This window comes from Corynebacterium bovis DSM 20582 = CIP 54.80 (genome assembly GCF_030408615.1).
Taxonomy (GTDB): Bacteria; Actinomycetota; Actinomycetes; order Mycobacteriales; family Mycobacteriaceae; genus Corynebacterium; species Corynebacterium bovis.
Map to the genome: position 1 here is coordinate 442,982 of NZ_CP047187.1, position 21,541 is coordinate 464,522.

Annotated in this window: 20 protein-coding genes; 11 read left to right on the forward strand and 9 right to left on the reverse strand. The window is 74.4% G+C overall.

The window, feature by feature from the left end; translation table 11 throughout:
- The first annotated feature begins 46 nt into the window (after positions 1 to 46).
- From ccsB to rfbB, 5 genes are all read left to right on the forward strand, one after another.
- On the forward strand, positions 47 to 1,225 hold the full coding sequence (gene ccsB / locus CBOVI_RS01605; RefSeq protein WP_029158023.1) for a c-type cytochrome biogenesis protein CcsB: 1,179 nt from the start codon (positions 47 to 49) through the stop codon (positions 1,223 to 1,225).
- 270 nt (positions 1,226 to 1,495) lie between these two features.
- On the forward strand, positions 1,496 to 2,416 hold the full coding sequence (locus CBOVI_RS01610) for an ATP-binding cassette domain-containing protein (protein ID WP_010266423.1): 921 nt from the start codon (positions 1,496 to 1,498) through the stop codon (positions 2,414 to 2,416).
- Positions 2,416 to 4,545 carry a YhgE/Pip domain-containing protein gene (locus CBOVI_RS01615; protein ID WP_010266420.1) on the forward strand — a complete coding sequence of 710 codons (2,130 nt, stop codon included), beginning with the start codon at positions 2,416 to 2,418 and terminating at the stop codon, positions 4,543 to 4,545. The genes CBOVI_RS01610 and CBOVI_RS01615 overlap by 1 nt, the downstream gene beginning before the upstream one ends.
- Before the next feature lie 6 nt (positions 4,546 to 4,551).
- Entirely contained in the window at positions 4,552 to 5,301 is a 750-nt protein-coding gene (locus CBOVI_RS01620; protein WP_010266416.1) for a TetR/AcrR family transcriptional regulator, read from the forward strand.
- A gap of 9 nt (positions 5,302 to 5,310) precedes the next feature.
- Positions 5,311 to 6,387, forward strand: coding sequence for a dTDP-glucose 4,6-dehydratase (gene rfbB / locus CBOVI_RS01625; protein ID WP_010266413.1), 1,077 nt, complete (start codon positions 5,311 to 5,313; stop codon positions 6,385 to 6,387).
- Between the two features lie 143 nt (positions 6,388 to 6,530).
- On the opposite strand, the gene CBOVI_RS01630 is transcribed toward rfbB, so the two are convergent.
- Entirely contained in the window at positions 6,531 to 7,916 is a 1,386-nt protein-coding gene (locus tag CBOVI_RS01630) for an MFS transporter (protein ID WP_010266410.1), read from the reverse strand.
- 122 nt (positions 7,917 to 8,038) lie between these two features.
- On the opposite strand from CBOVI_RS01630, the gene CBOVI_RS01635 reads away from it, so the two are divergent.
- Together CBOVI_RS01635 and rfbA are read left to right on the forward strand one after the other, a co-directional pair.
- Positions 8,039 to 8,773, forward strand: coding sequence for a dTDP-4-dehydrorhamnose 3,5-epimerase family protein (locus CBOVI_RS01635; protein ID WP_010266406.1), 735 nt, complete (start codon positions 8,039 to 8,041; stop codon positions 8,771 to 8,773).
- Positions 8,774 to 9,649 (forward strand): glucose-1-phosphate thymidylyltransferase RfbA, encoded by an 876-nt coding sequence (gene rfbA, locus CBOVI_RS01640; RefSeq protein ID WP_010266402.1) that lies wholly within the window; start codon positions 8,774 to 8,776, stop codon positions 9,647 to 9,649. It begins immediately after the preceding gene.
- Here rfbA and CBOVI_RS01645 read toward each other — a convergent pair.
- Positions 9,646 to 10,251 carry a hypothetical protein gene (locus CBOVI_RS01645; RefSeq protein WP_183273738.1) on the reverse strand — a complete coding sequence of 202 codons (606 nt, stop codon included), beginning with the start codon at positions 10,249 to 10,251 and terminating at the stop codon, positions 9,646 to 9,648. The two genes, rfbA and CBOVI_RS01645, sit on opposite strands and share 4 nt — an antisense overlap.
- 135 nt (positions 10,252 to 10,386) lie before the next feature.
- On the opposite strand from CBOVI_RS01645, the gene CBOVI_RS01650 reads away from it, so the two are divergent.
- Complete coding sequence (locus CBOVI_RS01650) at positions 10,387 to 10,830, forward strand: DUF4229 domain-containing protein (protein WP_244925679.1); 444 nt, start codon at positions 10,387 to 10,389, stop codon at positions 10,828 to 10,830.
- A gap of 180 nt (positions 10,831 to 11,010) precedes the next feature.
- Here the strand turns inward: CBOVI_RS01650 and CBOVI_RS01655 are convergent, their stop codons facing one another.
- The 7 genes from CBOVI_RS01655 to CBOVI_RS01685 form a co-directional block, all read right to left on the reverse strand.
- Positions 11,011 to 11,889 (reverse strand): 1,4-dihydroxy-2-naphthoate polyprenyltransferase, encoded by an 879-nt coding sequence (locus CBOVI_RS01655; protein WP_010271904.1) that lies wholly within the window; start codon positions 11,887 to 11,889, stop codon positions 11,011 to 11,013.
- A gap of 232 nt (positions 11,890 to 12,121) precedes the next feature.
- Positions 12,122 to 13,477 carry an AMP-binding protein gene (locus tag CBOVI_RS01660; RefSeq protein ID WP_125187317.1) on the reverse strand — a complete coding sequence of 452 codons (1,356 nt, stop codon included), beginning with the start codon at positions 13,475 to 13,477 and terminating at the stop codon, positions 12,122 to 12,124.
- 145 nt (positions 13,478 to 13,622) lie between these two features.
- Entirely contained in the window at positions 13,623 to 14,042 is a 420-nt protein-coding gene (locus tag CBOVI_RS01665; RefSeq protein ID WP_010273265.1) for a hypothetical protein, read from the reverse strand.
- A 200-nt stretch (positions 14,043 to 14,242) separates the two neighbouring features.
- On the reverse strand, positions 14,243 to 14,512 hold the full coding sequence (locus CBOVI_RS01670) for a hypothetical protein (RefSeq protein WP_010273266.1): 270 nt from the start codon (positions 14,510 to 14,512) through the stop codon (positions 14,243 to 14,245).
- A gap of 2 nt (positions 14,513 to 14,514) precedes the next feature.
- Positions 14,515 to 15,840 (reverse strand): inorganic phosphate transporter, encoded by a 1,326-nt coding sequence (locus tag CBOVI_RS01675; RefSeq protein ID WP_010273268.1) that lies wholly within the window; start codon positions 15,838 to 15,840, stop codon positions 14,515 to 14,517.
- A 169-nt stretch (positions 15,841 to 16,009) separates the two neighbouring features.
- On the reverse strand, positions 16,010 to 16,642 hold the full coding sequence (locus tag CBOVI_RS01680) for a DoxX family protein (protein WP_125187315.1): 633 nt from the start codon (positions 16,640 to 16,642) through the stop codon (positions 16,010 to 16,012).
- Between the two features lie 173 nt (positions 16,643 to 16,815).
- A complete protein-coding gene (locus tag CBOVI_RS01685; protein WP_010270827.1) occupies positions 16,816 to 17,754 on the reverse strand; it encodes a 1,4-dihydroxy-2-naphthoyl-CoA synthase in 939 nt (312 codons plus the stop codon).
- A gap of 103 nt (positions 17,755 to 17,857) precedes the next feature.
- Between CBOVI_RS01685 and CBOVI_RS01690 the strand changes: the two genes are divergently transcribed.
- From CBOVI_RS01690 to CBOVI_RS01700, 3 genes are all read left to right on the forward strand, one after another.
- Positions 17,858 to 19,018 (forward strand): o-succinylbenzoate synthase, encoded by a 1,161-nt coding sequence (locus tag CBOVI_RS01690; RefSeq protein ID WP_125186339.1) that lies wholly within the window; start codon positions 17,858 to 17,860, stop codon positions 19,016 to 19,018.
- 131 nt (positions 19,019 to 19,149) lie between these two features.
- Positions 19,150 to 21,036 carry a 2-succinyl-5-enolpyruvyl-6-hydroxy-3-cyclohexene-1-carboxylic-acid synthase gene (gene menD / locus CBOVI_RS01695; RefSeq protein ID WP_183273727.1) on the forward strand — a complete coding sequence of 629 codons (1,887 nt, stop codon included), beginning with the start codon at positions 19,150 to 19,152 and terminating at the stop codon, positions 21,034 to 21,036.
- On the forward strand, positions 21,033 to 21,506 hold the full coding sequence (locus CBOVI_RS01700) for a DUF3592 domain-containing protein (protein WP_010275092.1): 474 nt from the start codon (positions 21,033 to 21,035) through the stop codon (positions 21,504 to 21,506). The genes menD and CBOVI_RS01700 overlap by 4 nt, the downstream gene beginning before the upstream one ends.
- The last annotated feature ends 35 nt before the right edge of the window (positions 21,507 to 21,541 follow it).

A 21,541-nucleotide genomic window follows, 5' to 3' on the forward strand; every position in this document is an offset into this window, starting at 1 on the left:
CTCCTGCCGGTCCCGGCGGGCGTAACAACAGGAAGAGCACATCACGATGTTTGTCGATCAAGGGTTGGCAGATTTCTCCGACCTCGCGTACAAGACGGCGGTGGTCGTCTACCTCGTCGCCCTCGCGGTCTCCCTGTTCTTCTACGGGCAGATGAAGATGGCGACCGATGCCCGCCGCCAGCGGTCCGAGTTCATCAGCAAGGCCCGGAGGGACGCCGCCGGGGCCTCCGGCGCCGCCGGGGGCGGGGGGTCGACGGCCGGGAACGACGCCGCCGGGTCCGGGGAGGGGTCCGGGTCGTCGGTCGCGACGGCGGTGACGACGGCGACCGCCACGGCGCCGGCCCGCCCCGGCACCGGTGACGCGGGGACGGGCGAACCGCCCGTCGACTCCGGTGAGGCCGGGGACATCGTCGAGGAGGACCTGCCCCCGCACCTGCACATCGACATGATCCGGCGGCGCTTCCGCCGGGCCGACAGCACCGGCGGGATGGCCCAGGCCCTCGTCTGGCTGGCCGTCGCCCTCCACATCGCCTTCGTCGTCCTCCGTGGCCTCGCCGCCCAGCGGTTCCCGTGGGGCAACCTCTTCGAGTACATCGCCGTCGTGTCGATGGTCGCGATGATCATCGCCTGCGCGGTCATCCGCCGCCGGTCGATGCGCGTCATGTGGCCGTGGATCCTCACCCCGATCGTGCTGCTGCTGTTCTACTCCGGGACGGAGCTCTACGCGGACGTCGCGCCGGTCGTGCCCTCGCTGAAGTCCAACTGGTACTGGATCCACGTCAGCACCGTGTCCGTCGGCGGCGGCATCGGCCTCGTCTCCGGCATGGCCTCCCTCATGTACCTGCTCCGCCGCTCCCAGCCGAAGGGCAAGGAGAAGGGCGTGCTCGGGGCGATCGCCACGCCGCTGCCGGACGCCGCGAAGCTCGACGCCCTGGCGTACCGCGCGGGTATCTGGACCCTGCCGGTCTTCGGCCTCGGCATCGTCTTCGGCGCGATCTGGGCGCACTTCGCCTGGGACCGGTTCTGGGGCTGGGACCCGAAGGAGACGGTCTCCTTCATCACGTGGATCCTCTACGCCGCGTACCTCCACGCCCGTGCGACGCCGGGGATGCGGGGCCGCTTCGCCGCGGTCATCAACGTCCTCGCGTTCGCGACGATGGTGTTCAACCTGTTCTTCATCAACATGGTCGTCTCCGGCCTGCACTCCTACGCCGGCCTGAACTGACCGTCGGGCGCCGGGGGGCCGGCCTGAACTGACCGCCGGGCGCCGGGTGGGGGTGCCGGCCTGACCTGACCGCCGGGCGCCGGGTGGGGGCGCCGGCCCGAACGGACCGCCGGGCGCCGGGGGGGGACGCCGGCCTGACCTGACCGCCGGGCGCCGGGTGGGGGAGGGCCCGGCCCGGGCGGGGGCGCAGGCACGGCGTCGTCCCCGCGGGGTGCGTGCAGCACACCGCATGATTGCTGACTGACCGGTCAGTCAGATACAGTCCCGGGCATGACACGTGACCAGACGAGCACCACCGGGCCGTCACACGCACTCCCGACGACCCCGGCCGTCCACGCCCGGGGTCTCGTCATCCGGACGCGGCGCGAACCGGTGTGCGGACCAGTCGACCTCGACGTCGAACGCGGGGGGTTCGTCGTCGTCACCGGCCCCCGGGGATCGGGGCGCAGCAGCCTCCTGCTCACCCTCACCGGGCGCATGCGGGCGAGCGAGGGGGAGCTCACCGTGCTCGGCGTGCCCGTCACCCGCAACCTCCGCCGCCTCCAGCGGCGCACGGCCGTCGCGAACATGCGCGACATCGACGAACTCGACGACGCCATGCGGCTGAGCGAACTGCTCTACGAACGGCTCGCCCTCGTCACCCCGTTCTGGCGGCGCCCGCCGGCGTGGACGTCCGACGCCGTCACGCGGTGGCGGGAGCTGTGCTTCGGCGGGTGCGACGTCCGCCCCGACGCGCGCGTCCGCGACCTCACCGCCCTGGAGACGCTCCAGTACCGGGTCTTCCTCGCCGTCGTCGACGAGCCGGAACTCCTCGCCGTCGACGACATCGACCACCTCGGCGCGCCGGACGACCAGCGCGCCGCGTTCGCCTGCCTCCGGGCCGTGGCGAACGAGGGCGTGACCGTCCTCTGCGCGACGACGAACACGGAGACCGTGCCCGACGACTGCGCGACCGTCGCCCTCGCGGCGACGACCGCGGCGAGCGACCTCGACGAGATCCGCGACAACCTCGCCGACCTCGAGCAGGGGTCCGACGACCGCGCCGACGGCGGGACCACCGGGGACACCGGCGCCGACGGCACCACCACCCACGCCGCCGACGACGCCGCCGGCACCGACGCCACGCGCGTCAGCACCACCGGCATCACCACCGGCACCACCACCACCGACGACGCCCAGCAGGAGGACTGATGGACAAGGTCAAGGGGCTCACACCGCACCGCGGGATCCTGGGCTACAACTCGGAGATCCGGCGCTTCCGGGCGTACCCGGCGATGCTCGTCGTCGTCGTGCTCATCCCGCTGTTCTACGGGGGGATGTTCCTCTGGTCGTTCTGGAACCCGACGGAGAACATCGACCACATGAAGGTCGCGCTCGTCAACGAGGACCGCCCCGCGGCCGCGCAGGACGGCACGCCGATCGACGCCGGGACGCAGTTCGTCGACAAGCTCGTCAACACCCCGTCCGTCGACTGGGAGCGGGTGAGCGCGCAGGAGGCCGCGAAGGGCGTCGAGGACGGCACGTACTTCGCGTCGCTCACCGTCCCGGCGGACTTCTCCCGTTCGGTGGCCACGGTCGCGACGGACCACCCGGTCAAGGCCCCGCTCGACGTCCAGTACAACGACGCCAACGGCGGCACGGCCGGGACGATCCTCGAGTCGGTCATGCAGCGCGTCCACGCGACGCTGAGCCAGACGATCGGCGCCCAGTCCGCGGACAAGCTCTTCGTCAGCCTCGGCACGATCCACGACCGGATGGGCGAGGCCGCGGACGGCTCGAACCAGCTCGTCGACGGCGCCCACCAGCTCGACGACGGCATCACGCAGCAGCTCGCCCCCGGCGTCGACGAACTGCAGTCGAAGGTCGGCACCGAGCTCGCCCCGGGCGCCCGGCAGCTCGCCGACGGAGTCAACGACCAGCTCGCCCCGGGCGCGCAGGAGCTCCGGGACCAGGTCGGCGGCACCCTCGCCCCCGGCGTGACGGAGCTCCACGACAAGGTGCACGGCCAGCTCGCCCCCGGCGTCACGGAACTGAACTCGAAGGTGACCGGCGAGCTCGCCCCGGGCGTCCGGGAGCTCCACGACAAGGTGCACGGTCAGCTCGCCCCCGGCGCGCAGCAGCTCGCCGACGGCAACCGTGAACTCCAGCAGAAGCTCGGCCCGGTGCTGGACAACCCGCTGGCCATGCAGATCCCGGCGGTGCGGGACCTCGTCGACGGGATCAACCAGCTGGCGGACGGCTCCGCCCAGCTCAACGCGGGCATCCAGAACGACCTCGCCGACGGCGTGGACCGCCTCGACCAGGGTGTCAACGGGGACCTCGTCGCCGGCGTCCGGCAGCTCGACCAGGGCGTCAACGGCGACCTCGTCGACGGCGTGGACCGGCTGGACCAGGGCGTCAACGGTCAGCTCGTCCCGGGTGTGGACCGGCTGGCGGACGGCATCACCGGGGAGCTCCAGCCGGGGGCGAACCGGCTCGCCGACGGGATCGAGGGGCAGCTCGTGCCCGGCATCGCGAAGCTCCGCGACGGCACCACGCAGCTCCGCGACGGCAGCGGCCGGCTGCTCGCGGGCACGACGACGCTCCGCGACGGCATCACCGAGGGCCGCGACCAGGTCCCCGCGTTCACGGAGCAGACGGCGCAGGCCAACGGGGACGTCGTCGGGTCCCCGGTGGACCTCCGGGAGAACTGGCTCCACAAGCAGATGAGCTACGGCGAGGGCGTCGCCCCGTACTTCCTCCCGCTCGCGTTGTTCATCGGCGGCATCTTCATCTGGCAGGCCCTCCGGCCGATCAACCGGCGGCATTTCGCCGCCCCGGTCAGCGCGACGAAGGCGGTGCTGCACAGTTTCCGGCCGGCGATGCTGCTCTGCGTCGTCCAGGTCGCGGTGCTCGTCGGCGTGCTCCTCGCGGTGTCCGGCCTGTCGGTGTCCGCGCTCCTGCCGTGGCTCGGCGTGACGCTCCTCGCGGCGTTCTCCTTCGCGGCGTTCCAGCAGGCGGCGGCGGTGGTCGCGGGGGACGCCCCGGGCCGGTTCGTGTCCATCGTCTACCTCATCCTCAACCTGGCGACGGCCGGGGGGACGTACCCGTCGGCGACGTTGCCGTCGCCGCTGAAGGAGCTGGGCCCGTTGCTGCCCTTCTACCACGTCGGTGCGGCGATGCGGGAGACGTTGACGGGCGGCGTCGGGCAGGGCTACTGGATCGCCGTCGGGTACCTGCTGCTGCTCACGCTCGGCAGTCTCGCCGTGAGTGTCGTCGCGGCGGCGTGGCGGCGGGTCTACACCGTCGGGTCGTTGCACCCGGCGATCAGGATCGGGTGACCGGCCGTGGGTACACCGTCACCGATCCTCGACCTGTTCCTCCGGGTCTCGACGGACCACGGGATCGGCACCGACCCGGCGACGCGGGCGGAGGAGCTGCTCGCCGCGTGCGACTTCAGCACCCGTGACCGCATCATCGTCGGCGCGATCTCGGCGTTCCTCGACGGCGGGGTCGCGGACACGCCGGTGGAGGAGATCGCCCGGCGGGCGGGCGTGGGCAAGGGTTCGGTGTTCTACACCTTCGGGTCGCGGGACCGGCTCGTCGAGGTGGTGCTCATGACGCTCGTCGACGTCGTGTCCGCCCGGGTCGCCGAGGTCCGCGCCGCGGCGCGCGGCTGGGAGGCCCTGGAGGCCGTGGTCCGGTCGTCGGTCGAGCTCGTCGTCCACAACCCGCGGATCGCCCACACGGTGTTCGCGGAGCTCACCCGCCCGGACCGGAAGTGGCGGGCGGCGCTCGACCACGCCCGGGGGCAGCTGTTCCGGCCGGTGGAGGAGATTCTCGACGAGGTCGCCGCCGGGGGTGCGGCCGCCGGTGACGGTGGCGGTGCCGGGGGGTCGACGGGACGGGGTGCGCGGTCGGCCGTCGCCGCGGCGGTCATCGGGGGTGTGGTCGTCGTCGGGATGGACCTCGCCCTCGGGGCGGGCGACGTTACCGACACGGCCGGGGACACCGCCGACACAGCCGCCGCCGCGGACCGGACCGTCGACCGCGTGTGCGCGGACATCATGATGGTGTTCGCCGGGATCCGGCCGTAGGATTCCCCCATGCGTTCCGTGACCCATGTCCTCGTCACCGGTGGGGCCGGCTTCATCGGCTCGAACTTCGTCCACCGCACCCTCGCCACGCGGCCGGACGTGCACGTCACGGTCCTGGACGCGATGACGTACGCGGCGAACCCGGCGAACCTCCGCACGGACGACGGCACCGCGCTCGTCGACGCCCACCCGGGGCGGGTCGCGGTCGTCGTCGGGTCGGTGACGGACCCGGTGGTCGTCGGCCGGACGGTCGGGGACGTCGCCGACGCCGCGCGGCAGGCGGGCGGAGGGGCGGCCGTCGTCCACTTCGCCGCGGAGTCCCACAACGACAACTCCCTCTCCGACCCGCTCGCCTTCGTGCGGACGAACGTCGAGGGCACGGTCGTCGTCGCGGGGGAGTGCGTGCGCCACGGCGTGCACCTGCACCACGTGTCGACGGACGAGGTCTTCGGCGACCTGCCCCTCGACCCCGCCGAGGGTGACGGGCCCTTCACGACCGCCACCCCGTACGCGCCGTCGTCGAGCTACTCGGCCTCGAAGGCGGCGAGCGACCACTTCGTCCGCGCGTTCGTCCGCAGCCACGGGCTCGCGGCGACGCTGTCGAACTGCTCGAACAACTACGGGCCGCGCCAGCACCCGGAGAAGTTCATCCCGCGGCAGGTCACGGGCCTCATCGAGGGGGAGCTGCCCCGGGTGTACGGCACGGGCGGCAACGTCCGGGACTGGATCCACGTCGACGACCACAACGACGCCGTGTGGACGATCCTCGGGGAGGGCGAGGTGGGGCGCACGTACCTCGTCGGCGCGCGCGGGGAGCGGAGCAACGTCGACGTCGTCGGGGACGTCCTCGAGCTGTTCGGGAGGGGTCGCGACGACTTCGTCCGCGTGACCGACCGGCCGGGCCACGACCGGCGGTACGCGATCGACCCGACGTCGACGGAGGAGCTGGGGTGGCGTCCGCGCCACACCTTCGCCGGGGGGCTGCGGGACACGGTGGAGTGGTACCGCGCGCACCCGGGGTGGTGGCGGGAGGCCCGGCGGGCCGCCGAGGAGCGCTACCGGCGGACGGAACGCCCGCTGGGCTGAGGGCTGTGGCCGGCCTGTGGCCGGCCTGAGGGGGGCGGGGGCGGTGGCCGGCGGTCTGTGGGGGACCGGGGCGTCACCCCGCGCCCGGCCTGGGGCCCGCCTGTGGGGGACCGGCGCCCGGCGGGCGTCACGCCTCCCGGGGCTCAGAGCTCCCGGTCGGCGAGGGTGCGCGGCGTGAGCGCCAGCGCGGTCATCGAGATGACGCACATGACCATGATGTAGATGCCGACGGACCAGCTCACGCCGGTGCGGCTGAGCAGGAGCTCGGCGATCATCGGGGCGAACGCGCCACCGAGGATCGAGCCCAGCGCGTACGCGAGGGAGACCCCGGAGTAGCGGACGCTCCGGTCGAACATCTCGGCGTACAGCGCGGACTGCGGGCCGTAGCTGAGGGACAGGCCCGGGATGAACAGCAGGACCGCCAGGCCGAACATCCAGATCGACCGCGTGTCGATGAGCAGCCACACCGGCACGGCGAGGACGAGCAGGATCGCGTAGCCGACGAGGAAGGTCTGCACCCGGCCGTGGCGGTCGCTCACGGCGCCGCTCCACAGCGTCGTCATCCCCCAGGCGACGGAGCCGACGATGATGCAGAGGAAGATCGACTCCTGGGACATGCCGAGCGACTTCGTCGCGTACGTGCCCATGAAGGAGATGATCATGTAGCCGGCGGCGTTGTTCGCGGCGAAGATGAGCGCCGCCTTGAGGACGGTGCGGAGGTGCTTCGTGAGCAGCAGGGACATCGGGGCGCTCGACTCGCGCGAGCGCTCCCGGATCTCCTCGAACACGGGGGACTCGCTCACCCGGCGGCGGATGAAGATGCCGACGATGATGAGCGCGAAGCTGAGGATGAAGGGCACGCGCCACGCCCACTGCTGGTAGCCGTCCCGGCCGAACAGGAGGTTGAGGATGAGCAGCACGCCGGTGGCGACGCCGAGGCCGATGGGCACCCCGAGCTGCGGGAAGGACCCGAAGTAGCCGCGCCGCGACCGGGGGGCGTGCTCGACGGAGAGCAGTGCGGCCCCGCCCCACTCGCCGCCGGCGGAGAAGCCCTGGACGATGCGCAGGACGATGAGGAGCACGGGGGCCGCCGCGCCGATGGTCGAGTACGTCGGCAGGACACCGATGAGGGCCGTCGCCGTGCCCATGAGGATGAGCGTCATCGCGAGGACGACCTTGCGGCCGTAGCGGTCACCGAGGTGGCCGGCGATCGCGGCGCCGAGCGGGCGGAAGAGGAAGCTGATGCCGAGGGAGGCCCAGGAGACGATCTGGGCGAGGGAGGCGTTGTCCTCGCCGAGGGGCCGGAAGAACTGCGTGGCGAAGACGAGCCCGGCAGCCTGGGCGTAAATGAAGAAGTCGTACCACTCGATGGTGGTGCCGACGAGCGTCGCGCCGAGGATCCGGCGACGCTCCTGAGGGTCGGTGACACCGCTGCGAACGGCGGTGTCCTGCGCCGGAGACGCCGGCGGGGCAGTCGCCCCGACCGGGGTGGGGCGTTCTGTGTGATCGTCAGAGGGGGTCGTGTGCATGGGAAAAAAGCTAGCACGGGAGTATCAGGAACCTCAGCGCGGAGTGACAGCGGGGTGTGCCGCGGTGTGAAGCACCGTGGGATGCCCGGGCCCGGTTCCGCCCGGTCGCTAGAGTGGTCCCCATGACTGCACTGGACCTCCCCCCGCTGGACCCCTCCGCCGCCGCGGCCCCCCAGGACGTCCGCAGGACGGCGGGCGGTGAGGCCGTCGTCGACCTCCCCCTCCACGGCGCGTGGGTGGTGACCCCGGCGGTCCACCCCGACGACCGCGGCACCTTCCACGAGTGGTTCCGGTCCGACGCCACGACCGACGTCCTCGGCCACCCGTTCCAGGTCGCCCAGGCGAACGTGTCGACGTCCCGCCGGGGCGTCATCCGGGGGATCCACGTCGCCGACGTCCCCCCGGGCCAGGGCAAGTACGTCAGCTGCCTCGCCGGCACCGTCCACGACGTCCTCGTCGACCTCCGCGAGGGCTCGCCGACGTTCGGCGACCACGTCGTCGTCCCCCTCGACGCCGTCTCCCACCGCGCGGTCCACGTCCCGGTCGGCGTCGGCCACGCCTTCCTCGCGGTGACCGACGCGACGGTCGCCTACCTGCTCACCGAGACGTACTCGCCGGGCACGGAGCACGGCGTGAACCCGCTCGACCCGGAGATCGGCGTCGCCTGGGACCTCGCGGCCGCCGGGGTGGACGCGCCCGTGCTCTCGGCGAAGGACCGCGACGCCCCGCTCCTCGCCGACGTCCGCGGGGACGGAGGGACGGCGTCGGCACCCTTCACCCTCCCCTCCTACCGCGAGTGCCGCGGCTGGGAGCAGGAGCTGCGCCGCGAGTGGGCCGAGATCATGGAGGACGAGTAGATGCGCGGCATCATCCTCGCCGGGGGCACGGGCTCCCGGCTGTGGCCCATCACCGTCGGGGTGTCGAAGCAGCTCGTGCCGGTGTACGACAAGCCGATGATCTACTACCCGCTGACGACGCTCATGCTCGCCGGGGTGCGGGAGATCCTCGTCATCACGACGCCGGGGGACAACGCCCAGTTCCGCCGGCTGCTCGGCGACGGGTCGCAGTTCGGGCTCGACCTCACGTACGCGGTGCAGGAGTCCCCGGACGGGCTGGCGCAGGCGTTCATCCTCGGGGCGGACTTCATCGGCGGGGAGCCGGTGGCGCTGGTCCTCGGGGACAACATCTTCTACGGCGCGGGGCTCGGCACGCGGCTGCGGCGGTTCGCCGAGCCGGACGGCGGGGCGATCTTCGCGTACTGGGTCGCGGACCCGGCGGCGTACGGGGTCGTCGAGGTCGGGCCGGGGGGCCGGGCGGTGGGCCTGGAGGAGAAGCCGGAGCACCCGCGGTCGAACCTCGCGGTGCCGGGGCTGTACTTCTACGAGTCGGGGGTCGTGGACGTCGCCCGGGGGCTCACGCCGTCGGCGCGCGGGGAGCTGGAGATCACCGACGTCAACCGGCACTACCTCGACGAGGGGCGGCTGCACGTGGAGACGCTGCCGCGGGGGACGGCGTGGCTCGACACGGGCACGGTCGACAACCTCATGGCGGCGGGGGATTTCGTCCGCACGATCGAGGAGCGGCAGGGGTTGAAGATCGGCTGTCCCGAGGAGGTCGCCTGGAGGCTCGGGTACATTGACGACGCCGCGCTGGAGCGGGCCGCCGCCTCCCTGGGTTCGTCGGCCTACGGGCGGTACCTCGACATGCTGCTGCGGCGGGGGAAGGACATCTAGGCGCGGGGGTTGTCGTCCGTCCCGGGCGGGGTGTCGGTCGGGGTGTCGGCGGTGCCGGCGGACGTGCTGCCGGACGCGCCGTCGGACGTGGGGCGGGGCGGGGTGTCCGCGTCGCCGGGCGGGGTGTCCGCGTCCCGCGGGGGCCGGGCCTGCGGTGTCGCGGCGTCCCGGGCCTGCCCCGGGCCGGCCTCCCCGGCCTGCGGTGACCCGGCCTCCCCGGCCTGCCCCGGGCCCGCCTCCCCGCCGGCCCGGCGGGCGGCGCGGCGTTCCCGCTCGCGGCGCTCCTGCTCGGCGCGTTCGGCTTCGCGCCGGGCCTTGAAGCGGTCGCGTTCGATCCGCCACAGGAAGTCCGGGTCGTCGTCCGGTCCGCTCGCGCCGGACGGGTGGGCGGTGCCGCGCCCGCCGGTCGCGCCGCGCCCGAGGGAGCGGGCGATGCCCCGGCCGAGCGGGCCGTCCGGTCCCGTCCACCCGGTCAGCCCGGTCCGCCCGGTGTCCCCGGTGCGGTCGCGCCCGCCGCCCCGGGTCCACGTGGAGGGGCCGAAGGCCTTCCACACGACGATGACGGTGACGATGACGAGAGCGAGCAGGATGAGTCGGCCCATGAGTCCCCTCCTGGTGTCGGGCTGGTCCGGTCCAGTGTAGGCGGTGGGCGGCGGTGCAGGTCCCGCGCCCGGTCGGCGGGTGCGGGTGTGACTGCGGGTGTGACTGCAGGGGGCTTCCGACGTACGCTGAGAACCGTGACTGCACGTGACACGCCGAGCCCCGCCCCGTCCACCTCCGCCGGCCCCGACGCCGCGGGTACCGCCGGGACCCCCGGCGACGCCGCCGCGTCGGAGCACCCGGTGTCCCCGGTCGGCCGGCCGGCCCGGACGCCGGGCGAGCGCCCCCGGCTCGGGGGCGGGGCGGTGCGTGACGTCGTGGTGTACGTGATCCTCCGGCTGCTCATGGTCGTCGTGCTCACCGTGATCATCCAGTCGGTGGCGGTGCTCATGGGCATGGCCGGCTACTTCCCCCTGCTCATCAGCCTCATGCTCGCGCTCATCGTCGCGTTGCCGCTGTCGGTCATCATGCTGCGCGGGCTCCGGTTCCGCGTGACGGCCCAGCTGGCCGAGTGGGACCGGGGCCGCCGCGAGCACAAGCGGGAGATGTCCCGTCAGCTGCAGGAGCGGCTGAACTCCTGAGCGGGGGCGTGGGGGCGGCGTCGTCCCCCTGGCGGTTCCCGTGACCCCCTGAAACCCGGGACCGCCTGAGTTCCGGGCCTCTGAAACCCGCGACCCCCGGCCGCGCCCCCCAGAGCCGCGGCTGTGTCCCCGCGCCCCCCTGAGCCCCGGCCGTGACCCCCTGACCCCCGCGACCGCCGGTCAGGCGATGAGCATGGCGACGAGCATCGCCACCGACCACACGAGCATCGCCCGGCCCGTGAGCCCCAGCACCGGGATGAGCCCCGGGCCCTGCGTCCCCCGCACGACCGGCAGCGCCGCGACGAAGACGAGCGGCAGCGCGACGAGCGCGATGAGCGCGGCGACGGTGACGGTCGCGAGGCTCAGCGTCGCGACGACGGCGACGACCTGGAGCACGACCCACAGGATCCGGGTCCGCCGGTCGCCGAGGAGCACCGCGAGCGTCGTCTTCCCCGCCGCGGAGTCCCCCGGGATGTCGCGGAGGTTGTTCGCGAGGTTCACCGACGCGGACATGACACCGACGCCCACCGCGAGCGCGAACCCGGCCCACGAGATGCGCCCGGCCTGCGTGAACTCCGTGCCGAGCACGGCGACGAGGCCGAAGAACACGAACACCGCGGCCTCGCCGAGACCGTGGTACCCGTACGGGTGGCGGCCGCCGGTGTAGAACCACGCGCCGAGGATGCACAGCGCGCCGATGATGATGAGCCACCAGGCGCTCATGAGGGACAGCACGAGGCCGACGACCGCGGCGACCCCGAAGCACGCGAAGGCCGCGGCCTTGACGCGCGCCGGCGGGACGAGCCCGGAGCCGGTGAGTCGCTGCGGGCCGGTGCGGTCGTCGTCCGTGCCCCGGACCCCGTCCGAGTAGTCGTTGGCGAAGTTCACGCCGATGATGAGGGACATCGAGACCAGGACCGCGAGGACGGCCCGGGGGAACGACGCCCCCTCGTCGGCGACGGCGGCCGCGGTGCCGGCGAGCACCGGGGCCACGGCGTTCGCCCACGTGTGGGGTCGGGCACCCTGCAGCCAGTCGCGGGGGGTGGCGGACACGGACATGGGTGGTCTCCTTCGGCGGGGGTGGGGTCGGGGACGGTGACGGCCGGGGTCGGTCGTCCCCGCTCACTCTAGTCCGGGCGGCGGACGGTGCCGCGCCGGGCAGGGGTGCCGACGGGAGCAGCCCCACGCCCCGGCCGCCGCGGGCCCCGGGCCGGGCCGGCCATGCCGCGGCGGGGCCGTGAGCTGCACAGGAGCGGATCCGGGCGGGTGGGGTGCGGGTGCGGCGCGGCGGTCAGCCCCGGTCGAGGAGGGCCGTGACGGTCCGCCGGACCGTGACGCGGTCGACCTTGCCGGGGCCCGTGAGCGGCAGGGCGGGCACGCGCCACACGCGGCGGGGGATGAGGTGGGCGGGGGTGGCGGCGCCGTGGAGGAGCGCGCGGAGGCGGGGGGTGACGTCGACGGGGGTGGCGGGGTCGGCGGGGTCGGTGGTGCCGGCGGGGTCGGCGGCTGCCCCGGGCGCGGCGGCCGTGGCCGCGGTGGCGTCGTCGTCGACCCCGGGCACCCCGACCCCGGCCCCGGGCGCGGTGGCGACGACGGCGACGACCGCCTCCCCCCACTCCGGGTCCGGCACCCCGAGCGCGCACGCCGTCGCCCCGGGCACGGCGGCGGCGAGGGCGGCCTCGACCTCCTCCGGCAGGACCTTGAGTCCCCCGGTGTTCACCGCACCGTCCGCGCGGCCGAGGACCGTGAGGACGCCGTCGTCGATCCGGCCCAGGTCGGAGGTGCGGAACGTCCCCGGGCGCGGGAAGGCGTCGTCCGGGCCGGCCGTGCCGTCGGTGCCGTCGGCGCCGGCCGGGACGTTGCGGTACCCCTCGGCGACCGTGGGGCCGTGGAGGAGGACGCGGCCGACACCGGCGGCGTCGGGGTCCTCGAGGGTGACCGACGTGCCGGGCAGCGGGCGGCCGTCGTAGACCATCCCGCCGGAGGTCTCGGACGAGCCGTAGGTGAGCAGGATGTGGACGCCGGCGTCCCGGCAGCGGGCGAGGACGTCCGGGGGCGTCGCGGCGCCGCCGACGAGGACCGAGGCGTACTCGCGCAGCGCCGCTGTCGCGGCGGGGTCGCGGAGGATCCGGACGAGCTGCGTGGGCACGAGGGAGGTGTGGAGGTCCTCGCCCGGGTGCGCGGCCCGCAGCGCGCGGGTGGCGGCGGTGAACCCGTCGAGGTCGGGGTCGGTGACGTGCGGGGTGAACCCGGCGTGGAGGCTGCGGAGGACCACCTGGAGGCCGGCGATGTGGTGCGGCGGCAGGGCCAGCAGCCACGGGCCGGGGGAGACGCCCCAGCGGTCGGCGACGAGCTCCGCGGTCGCGCGGGCGGAGGCGTCGAGGGCCGGGGTGCGCAGGACCGCGCCCTTCGGGGTGCCCGTCGACCCGGAGGTGCACGCGATGAGGGTGCCGGGGGCGGCGGGCTCGTCGGGGCGCATGAGCGCGGTGAGCGTCGCACGGGTGCGGGCGGCGGCCCCGGGCCCGTCGGGCAGGGGGAGGACCGCCGCGTCACCGGCGAGGAACGACGACAGCACCGGCACCGCGTCGGGCACGGTACCGGTGCTGAGGGGGAGCGGGAGGAGGCGGGTCGTCGGTGCAGTCGTCACAGGTGACGACGTTACCGCTCCGGCCGGCCCGCGTGCCCGTGGTCCCGGGCCGCCGGGTGGGGCGGCCGGCGGGGCGGCGGCGTCATGGCGCCGGGCCGACGTCGGGGCGCCGCCGGGACGGCGCCGGAGTGGCGCCGGGGTCGGGTCAGGCGAGCATCCCGAAGGCGTTGATGCGCCCGAGCAGGGCGGAGAGCTCCGCCGGGCCGGGGAGCCGGTCGTGGACCGCGACGAACGCCGCCTGCACGTCCGTGGGCGTCGCCGGCGTCGTGCCGGTGTCCACGAGGTAGGCGAGGACGTCGAGGTAGCTGGGGCTCCGGTGGTCGAGCGCGTTGAGGGAGGGGGCGGACAGGCCCGGGGTGTACTCCGGGGCGGGGCGTCCGGCGGCGACGGCGTGGCCGACGCTCACCGGGGTCCGGCCGCGGAGGGCGCGGGCACCGTGCCCGCCGTGGGCGTGGGTCGACCGGGCGTCGTTGAGGACGCCGAGGACGGAGGAGGTCCTCGTGGTGGCCAGTCCGTCCGGACCGGCGAGGAACCAGTTCGTGAATCGGGTCAACGGGTTGAACATGTGGTGTCACTCCCTTCATTCGCACCGGGTGGTGTCATGGTGTCTGGAAATTGAGTGTAGGAACAAATGATGGGAGCTGTCAAGCAATTGCCCGAAAAATGTCATCTGGCCTGCGGTGTCGGCACACGAAAACGCGCCGTCGTCCGGGGACGACGGCGCGTCTGCGCTGGTGGCCGGGGTGGTGCCGGCCGGGCCGGGGGTCAGGAGGACGCGGCGGTCCCGAAGACGTCCCAGCCGAACGTGGAGTAGATCCGGCCCTGGGTGATCCACAGCAGGCCGGCGATGATGGCGAGGATGACGACGCCGAAGAAGACCCACGCGAGGCCCCGGCGCCAGCCCGGGAGGGAGCCCGTCGCCGACGCGCCCTCCGGGACGCCGAGCTTCACGCCGAGGGCGAAGAGGACCGGCAGGCCCGCGCCGAGGATGATGCCGACGACGGTGACCTGGATGAGTGACTGGAGGATGCCCACGGTCAGATGTCCTTCCGGATCGGGGTGGTGGGGGCGGCGGGGTGGGCCGGGGCGTCGGCGGCCCCGGGGAGGCCGTCGATGCCGGCGGAGGTGTCGACGAAGGTCGCCGGGTCACCGTGTCCGGCGCCGGCCAGCGCGGGCGCCTTCCGCGTAGGGGGGACCGGAGAGTGGGTCTCCTCGTCCCAGTCCTCGTTGACGTTCCCGGCGTGGACGGGGTTCGCCCGGGCGCGGAGGATGACCGCGCCGACGATGACGAGGAGGATGATCAGCGCGACGACCGAGCCGATGAGCATCGACGTCGCGTCGGCCGCGGCATTCGACACGATGTACACGAGCCACGACAGTGCCGCGGCGACGGGCAGCGTCGTCACCCAGGCGACGGCCATGCGACCCGCGACCCCCCAGCGGACCTCCGCACCCGGGCGGCCGAGGCCCGTGCCGAGGATCGAGCCCGTGGCGACGTGCGTGGTCGACAGGGCCATGCCGAGGTGGGAGGAGGTGAGGATGATCGCCGCGGACGACGTCTCGGCGGCCATGCCCTGCGGGGAGGTGATCTCCACGAGGCCCTTGCCGAGCGTGCGGATGACCCGCCAGCCGCCCGTGTACGTCCCGGCGGCGATGGCGAGGGCACACGCCGCGGTGACCCAGAAGGGCATGTCCGCGGCGGAGTCGAGGTGCCCGGAGGCGACGAGGGCGAGGAAGATCACGCCCATCGTCTTCTGGGCGTCCGAGGTGCCGTGGGCGAGCGCCACGAGGGAGGCGGAGCCGATCTGGCCCCACCGGAAGTACCGGTCGCGGGAGTTCGCCTCGACCCGCTTGGTGAAGGCGTAGACGCCGGCCGTGCCGAGCGCGGCGACGATGCCGGCGACGACGGGGGCGGCGACCGCGGGCACGACGATCTTCTGCATCACCCCGGACCACATGACGCCGCTGAACCCGAGCGCGCCGATGGCGGCGCCGATGAGGCCGCCGAACAGGGCGTGGGAGGAGCTCGACGGGATGCCGAACAGCCAGGTCAGGAGGTTCCAGGAGATGCCGCCGACGAGCCCGGCGAACACGACGAGCAGGAGGTTGTCCGCCTGGGCCGTGACCGAGAGGTCGAAGCTGTCGAGGTTGACGATGCCTTTGGCGACGGTCTTGGCGACCTCCACGGAGAGGAAGGCACCGATGAGGTTGAGGACGCCCGCCAGGGCGACGGCGACCTTCGGTCGGAGGGCACCGGTGGCGATGGACGTGGCCATTGCGTTCGCGGTGTCATGGAACCCGTTCGTGAAGTCGAAGGCGAGCGCGGTCCCGATGACGAGAAGCAGAATGATCAGTTCAGTCACACGGGTGAGTATCCGCCCCGCACCCGCTGAGGGCTATTCGTGATCCCCGTCGCGAAACCTCATGTGGGGGTGAAACGAGGGGTAAACGCGAATAATTCACGGCGCGTCACCACGCAGTTCACTGTGCGTTCATCTGGCGGTCGGGTGGATGTCGCCCGGGGGGCGGGTGTCAGGGGCGCTGCTCCCCGTCCGTGGGGGTCGACGGCACCGTCCCCGCGGTCGGGGCCGCCGGGGTGGTCGCCTGGGTGCCGGCCTGGGTGCCGGCCTGGGTGCCGGCCGGGGAGGTGGTGGTAGGGGTGGGGGTCGACGCCGTCGTCCCCGCGGTCGGGGCCGCCGGGGTGGTGGCGGGCGTGGTGGTGGCCGGGGCGGCTGCCGGGGCGGGGGCGGTCGCGGCGGCGGCGCGGCGGCGGGTGACGAGGGCGTCGACGCTCACCCGGCCGGCGCCCGTCGCGGCGAGGAGGAGGAAGCCGGCGGCGATGGCGACGGGCAGCTCCCAGCCGCCGTCGGTGACGAAGATCCCCGCGTGCCGGTGCGCGAACCACACGGCCCCGGCGAGGAGGAGGACGACGAGCACGCCGGCGAGCCGGGTGAGGACGCCGAGGATGACCGCCACGCCGCCGAGGATCTCCGCGGTCGCGACGACCGGGGCGCTGATGTCCGGGGCGGGCACGCCGAGGCCGGCGAACTGGTCGGCGACGGCCCCGACCCCGATGTCGGTCCACTTCTGGATGCCGTGGGCGGCGAGAATGACGCCGAGAAGGATGCGGGAAATGAGCAGGACAATGTCACGAAGTACGGTCATGTGGCGTGAACGTATCAGAACTGGTACCTACGTGACGCGACAACTACCCTCATGTCAGGGTAGGTGCCGACGCTGTGCAGGCGGTTGTGTGTGCCCAGGTGCAGTGCGTGCACCACGGTCCCGGGGCCGGGCGGCGGCGCCCGGTCGCGGGCCGCGGGTCGGGGTCCCGGAACTCAGTAGTAGTACGGGAAGTTGTCCCAGTTCGGGGGGCGCTTCTCGAGGAAGGAGTTCCGGCCCTCGACCGCCTCGTCCGTCATGTACGCCAGCCGCGTCGCCTCGCCCGCGAAGACCTGCTGGCCCATGAGCCCGTCCTCCGGCAGGTTGAACGCGAACTTCAGCATCCGCTGGGCCGTCGGCGACTTCGAGTTGATCGCCCGCCCCCACTCGACCGCCGTGTCCTCCAGGTCCGCGTGGTCCACGACCTCGTTGACCGCCCCCATCCGGTGCATCGTCTCGGCGTCGTACGTCCGGCCGAGGAAGAAGATCTCCCGGGCGAACTTCTGACCGACCTGCGACGCGAGGTACGCGCTGCCGTAGCCCGCGTCGAAACTCCCGACGTCGGCGTCGGTCTGCTTGAACCGCGCGTGCTCCCGGGAGGCGAGGGTGAGGTCGCACACGACGTGGAGGCTGTGTCCGCCGCCGGCCGCCCAGCCGTTGACGACGGCGATGACGACCTTCGGCATCGTCCGGATGAGCCGCTGGACCTCGAGGATGTGGAGCCGCCCGCCCTCGGCCTTCGTCCGGGCCTCGTCGACCGTGTCCTCCGTGTCGCCGTCGGCGTAGCGGTACCCGGAGCGGCCGCGGATGCGCTGGTCGCCGCCGGAGCAGAACGCCCAGCCGCCGTCCTTCGGGCTCGGCCCGTTGCCGGTGAGGAGGACCGTGCCGACGTCCGGCGAGCGCCGCGCGTGGTCGAGGGCCGTGTACAGCTCGTCGACGGTGTGCGGGCGGAAGGCGTTGCGGACCTCCGGCCGGTCGAAGGCGATGCGGACGATCCCGTCCGCGCGGGCCGTGCCCACGTGCCGGTGGTACGTGATGTCGGTGAAGTCGAAGCCCGGGACCTCCCGCCACTGGGACGGGTCGGTGGGGCCGGTCGAGGGGGTCGTGTCGGTCATGCCCTGGAGTGTAGGTCCCCGGGGGGACACGGGTCCCGACGGCCGCGGCCCCGCGCGGGGGTGAAGTTCAGTCACCCGCACTTGAAGTGGCACAGTGGTGAACATGCCGAAACCACATGCAGAGTCGCTGTGTGAACGGGCCCACGTGGTCCGCCTGCCCCTCCGGGTCAGGTTCCGGGGGGTGGAGACGCGCGAGGTCGTGCTCATCGACGCGCCGCGCGGATGGGTCGAGTGGTCCCCCTTCCCCGAGTACGACGACGCCGAGGCCGCCCGCTGGCTCCGGTGCGCCGTCGGGATGGGCTGGGGTGGGCCGGCCGTGGGGGCGGGGTCGACCGGTGGCGGGGCGCAGTACCTCCGCGACGCCGGCACGCCCGACCCGGTCACCGCCCCGGTGAGCCCGCTGTCCGTCCTCGGGGCCGCGCCGGGCCGGCGGTGGGTGGAGGTCAACGCGACCGTCCCCGCCGTCGACGTCGCCGCCGACCCGGAGGCCGTGCCCCGCCTGCTCGAGCGGTACCCGGGGTGCCGCACGGTCAAGGTCAAGGTCGCCGAGCGGGGCCAGACTCTCGACGACGACGTCGCCCGGGTCAACGCGGTCCGCTCCGTCATGGAGGAGGCCGTGCGGCGCGGGGTCATCGACGGGCACCCGCGCGTCCGCGTCGACGCCAACGGCGGGTGGACCGTCGACGAGGCCCTCGCGGCGGCGGAGGCGCTGACCCAGACCGGCCCCGTCGACTACCTGGAGCAGCCGTGCCGCACCGCCGCCGAGCTCGCCGAGGTCCGCCGCGGGCTCATGCGCCGCGGCCTGTTCGTCCGGGTCGCCGCGGACGAGCTCATCCGGCGGGCCGAGGACCCGCTCGCCGTCGTCCGCGCCGGGGCGTGCGACGTCGCCGTCGTCAAGGCCGCCCCGCTCGGCGGGGTCGACCGCGTGCTCGAGGTCGCCGAGGAGGTCGCGGCGTACGGGGTCGCGGTGACCGTGAGCTCCGCGCTGGAGAGTGCGGTGGGGATCGGGGCCGGTCTCGCGGCCGCCGCGGGGATCCCGGAGCGGATCGACGACGACGGCATGGTGGTCCCGCCGCAGGCCGCCGGCCTCGCCACGGGGTCGCTGTTCGCCGAGGACGTGTGCGCGCCGCGCCCGATCGTCGACGGCGGGCTCGAGGCCGTCGCCGTCGCCCCGGACGCGGACCGCCTGGAGTCCCTCGCCGTCGACGGCGCGACGCGCGACCGGTGGTTCGACCGGCTGCGGCGCGCCCACGCCCACCTCTGACGGCCCGGCCCCGGCCGGGCGCGACGGTGCCTCGCCCGGGACCCGGCCGTGCCGCGCCGGTGGCGCGCCCGTGACGCGCCCGGACGGTCCCCCGTCGGGGAGGGCGCACGTCGGGCGGTAGATTCGGTGGGGTGACCCATGACGACCACGACCTTCCCGGAGCGTCCGCCGGATCCGCCGGCCCCCACCCCGCCGACCCGACCCCGCCGGCGGTGACCGTCGCGGCGACCGTCGTCGACGAACTCGTCCGCTGCGGTGTCACCGACGCCGTCGTGTGCCCGGGCTCCCGCTCCGCCCCGCTGGCCCTCGCCCTCGCCGAGGCCGCGCGCACCGGCCGCCTCCGGCTCCACGTCCGCACGGACGAGCGCTCCGCGGCCTTCCTCGCGCTCGGCGTCGCCCGGCGCAGCCGCCGCGTCGTCCCCGTGGTGATGACGTCCGGGACGGCCGTCGCGAACTGCCTCCCCGCGATGGTGGAGGCCACGGCGTCGGGCGTGCCGCTGCTCGTCCTCTCCGCGAACCGGCCGCTCGACGTCCTCGGCACCGGGGCGAACCAGACCATCGACCAGGCCGGGATCTTCGGCGCCCACGCGGTGGCGTCCCTCAGCCTCGACGCCGCCGTGACCGGCGGCAGCGCCCCGGCCGTGCGGTCGCGCGTCGACGCCGCGGTGGAGGCGGCGCTCGACCCGTCGCGCGGGGGCGGGGTCCAGCTCGACATCCCCTTCGCGCCCCCGCTCGTCCCCGCGGACAGCGCGACGGTGAGCCTCGCGGCGCGGCGCGCGGCGTCCGACGGGACCGGGGACCCGTGGCGCGCGTCGGCGCTGACGACCCGCCACGGCCGCCCGAGCGCCGCCGCCGGGGCCGCCGCGCGCGCCCGCTTCGGCGAGGTCACCGTCGACCTGTCCCGCCGCACCCTCGTCATCGCCGGGGCCGTCCGCGACGAGGTGTGGGGCCGGGCGATGGCCGAGGCCCTCGCGGACGTGCCGACCGTCGCCGAGCCGACCGCGCCCGTCCCCGGCACCCCGGTCCACCCCGCCGGCGCGGCCGTGTTCGGCGCGACCGAGATCAGCGCCAACGGGTTCTCCGCGGCCGTGCGGCCGGAGCAGGTCGTCGTCCTCGGGCGGCCGACCCTCCACCGCCCGGTGACGGCCCTGCTCTCCGCCCCCGACATCGACGTCGTCGCCCTCACCGACGGCGTGACCGTCCCGGACGTCGGCCGGACCGTCCGCCGCGTCGGCGGTTCCGTGACCCTCACCGGCGCGCACCCGGCGGGCTGGACCGACGTCTGCGCCGCCGTCGACACCCTCGGCGCCGAGGCCGTGCGCGACGCCCTCGCCGCCCCGGGCCCGGTCACCGGCCTCCACGTCGCCGCCGTCGTCGCGGACGCGCTGCGCGACGGGGACGCGCTCGTCGCCGGGGCGTCGTCGGCCGTCCGCGACCTCAGCTTCGCCGGCCTGCCCTTCGACGGCGTGCGGACCCTCTCCGCGCGCGGCGCCGCCGGGATCGACGGCACCGTCTCCGCCGCCGTCGGCACCGCCCTCGCCCACGCCGCCGCCCACCCGGACGAGCCCCGCGCCCCGCGCACCGTCGCGCTCATGGGGGACCTCACGTTCCTCCACGACGTCAACGGCCTCGCCATCGGTGCGGACGAGCCCCGCCCCGGCTCCCTCGTCATCGTCGTCGCCGACGACCGGGGTGGGGCGATCTTCGAGGGGCTCGAACCGGGGGCCGCGCCGCTCCGGGAGTTCGACGACGGCACCCCCGCGTTCGACCGTGTCTTCGGCACCCCGCCCCGGGGCGGTGTCGCCGCCCTGTGCGCGGCCTTCGACGTCGCCCATGTCGCGGTCGACTCCGTCGCGGACCTCGCCCGGGTGCTCGACGACCACGCGGAGGCGGGGGAGGACGCGGTGGCGACGTCGCGGGACCACGCCCCCGGGATCCTCGTCGTCGAGGCGCGGGTCGACCGGGCGTCGCGTCGTGACCTGGAGGCCCGGATCCGGGACCGGGTGGAGATCCGGTGAGCGCCCCGACCCACCCCGTCCGCGCCGCGCGGGAACGCTCGCGCGCGCGGACCCGCGACCGGCGGCTCATCCAGGCCGTCCTCGCGCTGCTGCTCCTCGCCGCGGTCGTGTGCGCCGGGATGGTCGTCAGCTCCGCGGTGGACGACCTGCGCATCGCCCGTGACCGGGGCACCGCCACCGCGACGGTCGTGGACATCGACCCGCTGCGGACGGTCGTGCGCTACCGGGACGACCGGGGGGAGTACCACACGCCGGACACGGGCCTGAAGTACCCGACGGGCCTCGTCCGCGGGCAGCGGGTGAAGGTGGAGTACCAGCGCTCCGACCCGGACACCGTGAAGGTCGCCGGCCGGTCGTGGACGTTGGCGTTCCTGCCGGCGGGGTCGACGTTCCTCGTGTGCCTCGTCGTCGCGGCGCTGCTGCTGCTCGTCGTGCGGCGGACGTCGCGCCGGGCGGCGGGGGTGGGCTGACCGCCGCCTCGGCCGCCCCGCACGCCGTCGCCCCG

Coding starts and splice junctions, on each gene's coding strand:
- ccsB (WP_029158023.1), top strand. CDS start 47: ATGTTTGTCGATCAAGGGTTGGCAGATTTCTCCGACCTCGCGTACAAG.
- CBOVI_RS01610 (WP_010266423.1), top strand. CDS start 1,496: ATGACACGTGACCAGACGAGCACCACCGGGCCGTCACACGCACTCCCG.
- CBOVI_RS01615 (WP_010266420.1), top strand. CDS start 2,416: ATGGACAAGGTCAAGGGGCTCACACCGCACCGCGGGATCCTGGGCTAC.
- rfbB (WP_010266413.1), top strand. CDS start 5,311: ATGCGTTCCGTGACCCATGTCCTCGTCACCGGTGGGGCCGGCTTCATC.
- CBOVI_RS01630 (WP_010266410.1), bottom strand. CDS start 7,916: ATGCACACGACCCCCTCTGACGATCACACAGAACGCCCCACCCCGGTC.
- CBOVI_RS01635 (WP_010266406.1), top strand. CDS start 8,039: ATGACTGCACTGGACCTCCCCCCGCTGGACCCCTCCGCCGCCGCGGCC.
- rfbA (WP_010266402.1), top strand. CDS start 8,774: ATGCGCGGCATCATCCTCGCCGGGGGCACGGGCTCCCGGCTGTGGCCC.
- CBOVI_RS01645 (WP_183273738.1), bottom strand. CDS start 10,251: ATGGGCCGACTCATCCTGCTCGCTCTCGTCATCGTCACCGTCATCGTC.
- CBOVI_RS01655 (WP_010271904.1), bottom strand. CDS start 11,889: ATGTCCGTGTCCGCCACCCCCCGCGACTGGCTGCAGGGTGCCCGACCC.
- CBOVI_RS01665 (WP_010273265.1), bottom strand. CDS start 14,042: ATGTTCAACCCGTTGACCCGATTCACGAACTGGTTCCTCGCCGGTCCG.
- CBOVI_RS01680 (WP_125187315.1), bottom strand. CDS start 16,642: ATGACCGTACTTCGTGACATTGTCCTGCTCATTTCCCGCATCCTTCTC.
- CBOVI_RS01685 (WP_010270827.1), bottom strand. CDS start 17,754: ATGACCGACACGACCCCCTCGACCGGCCCCACCGACCCGTCCCAGTGG.
- CBOVI_RS01690 (WP_125186339.1), top strand. CDS start 17,858: ATGCCGAAACCACATGCAGAGTCGCTGTGTGAACGGGCCCACGTGGTC.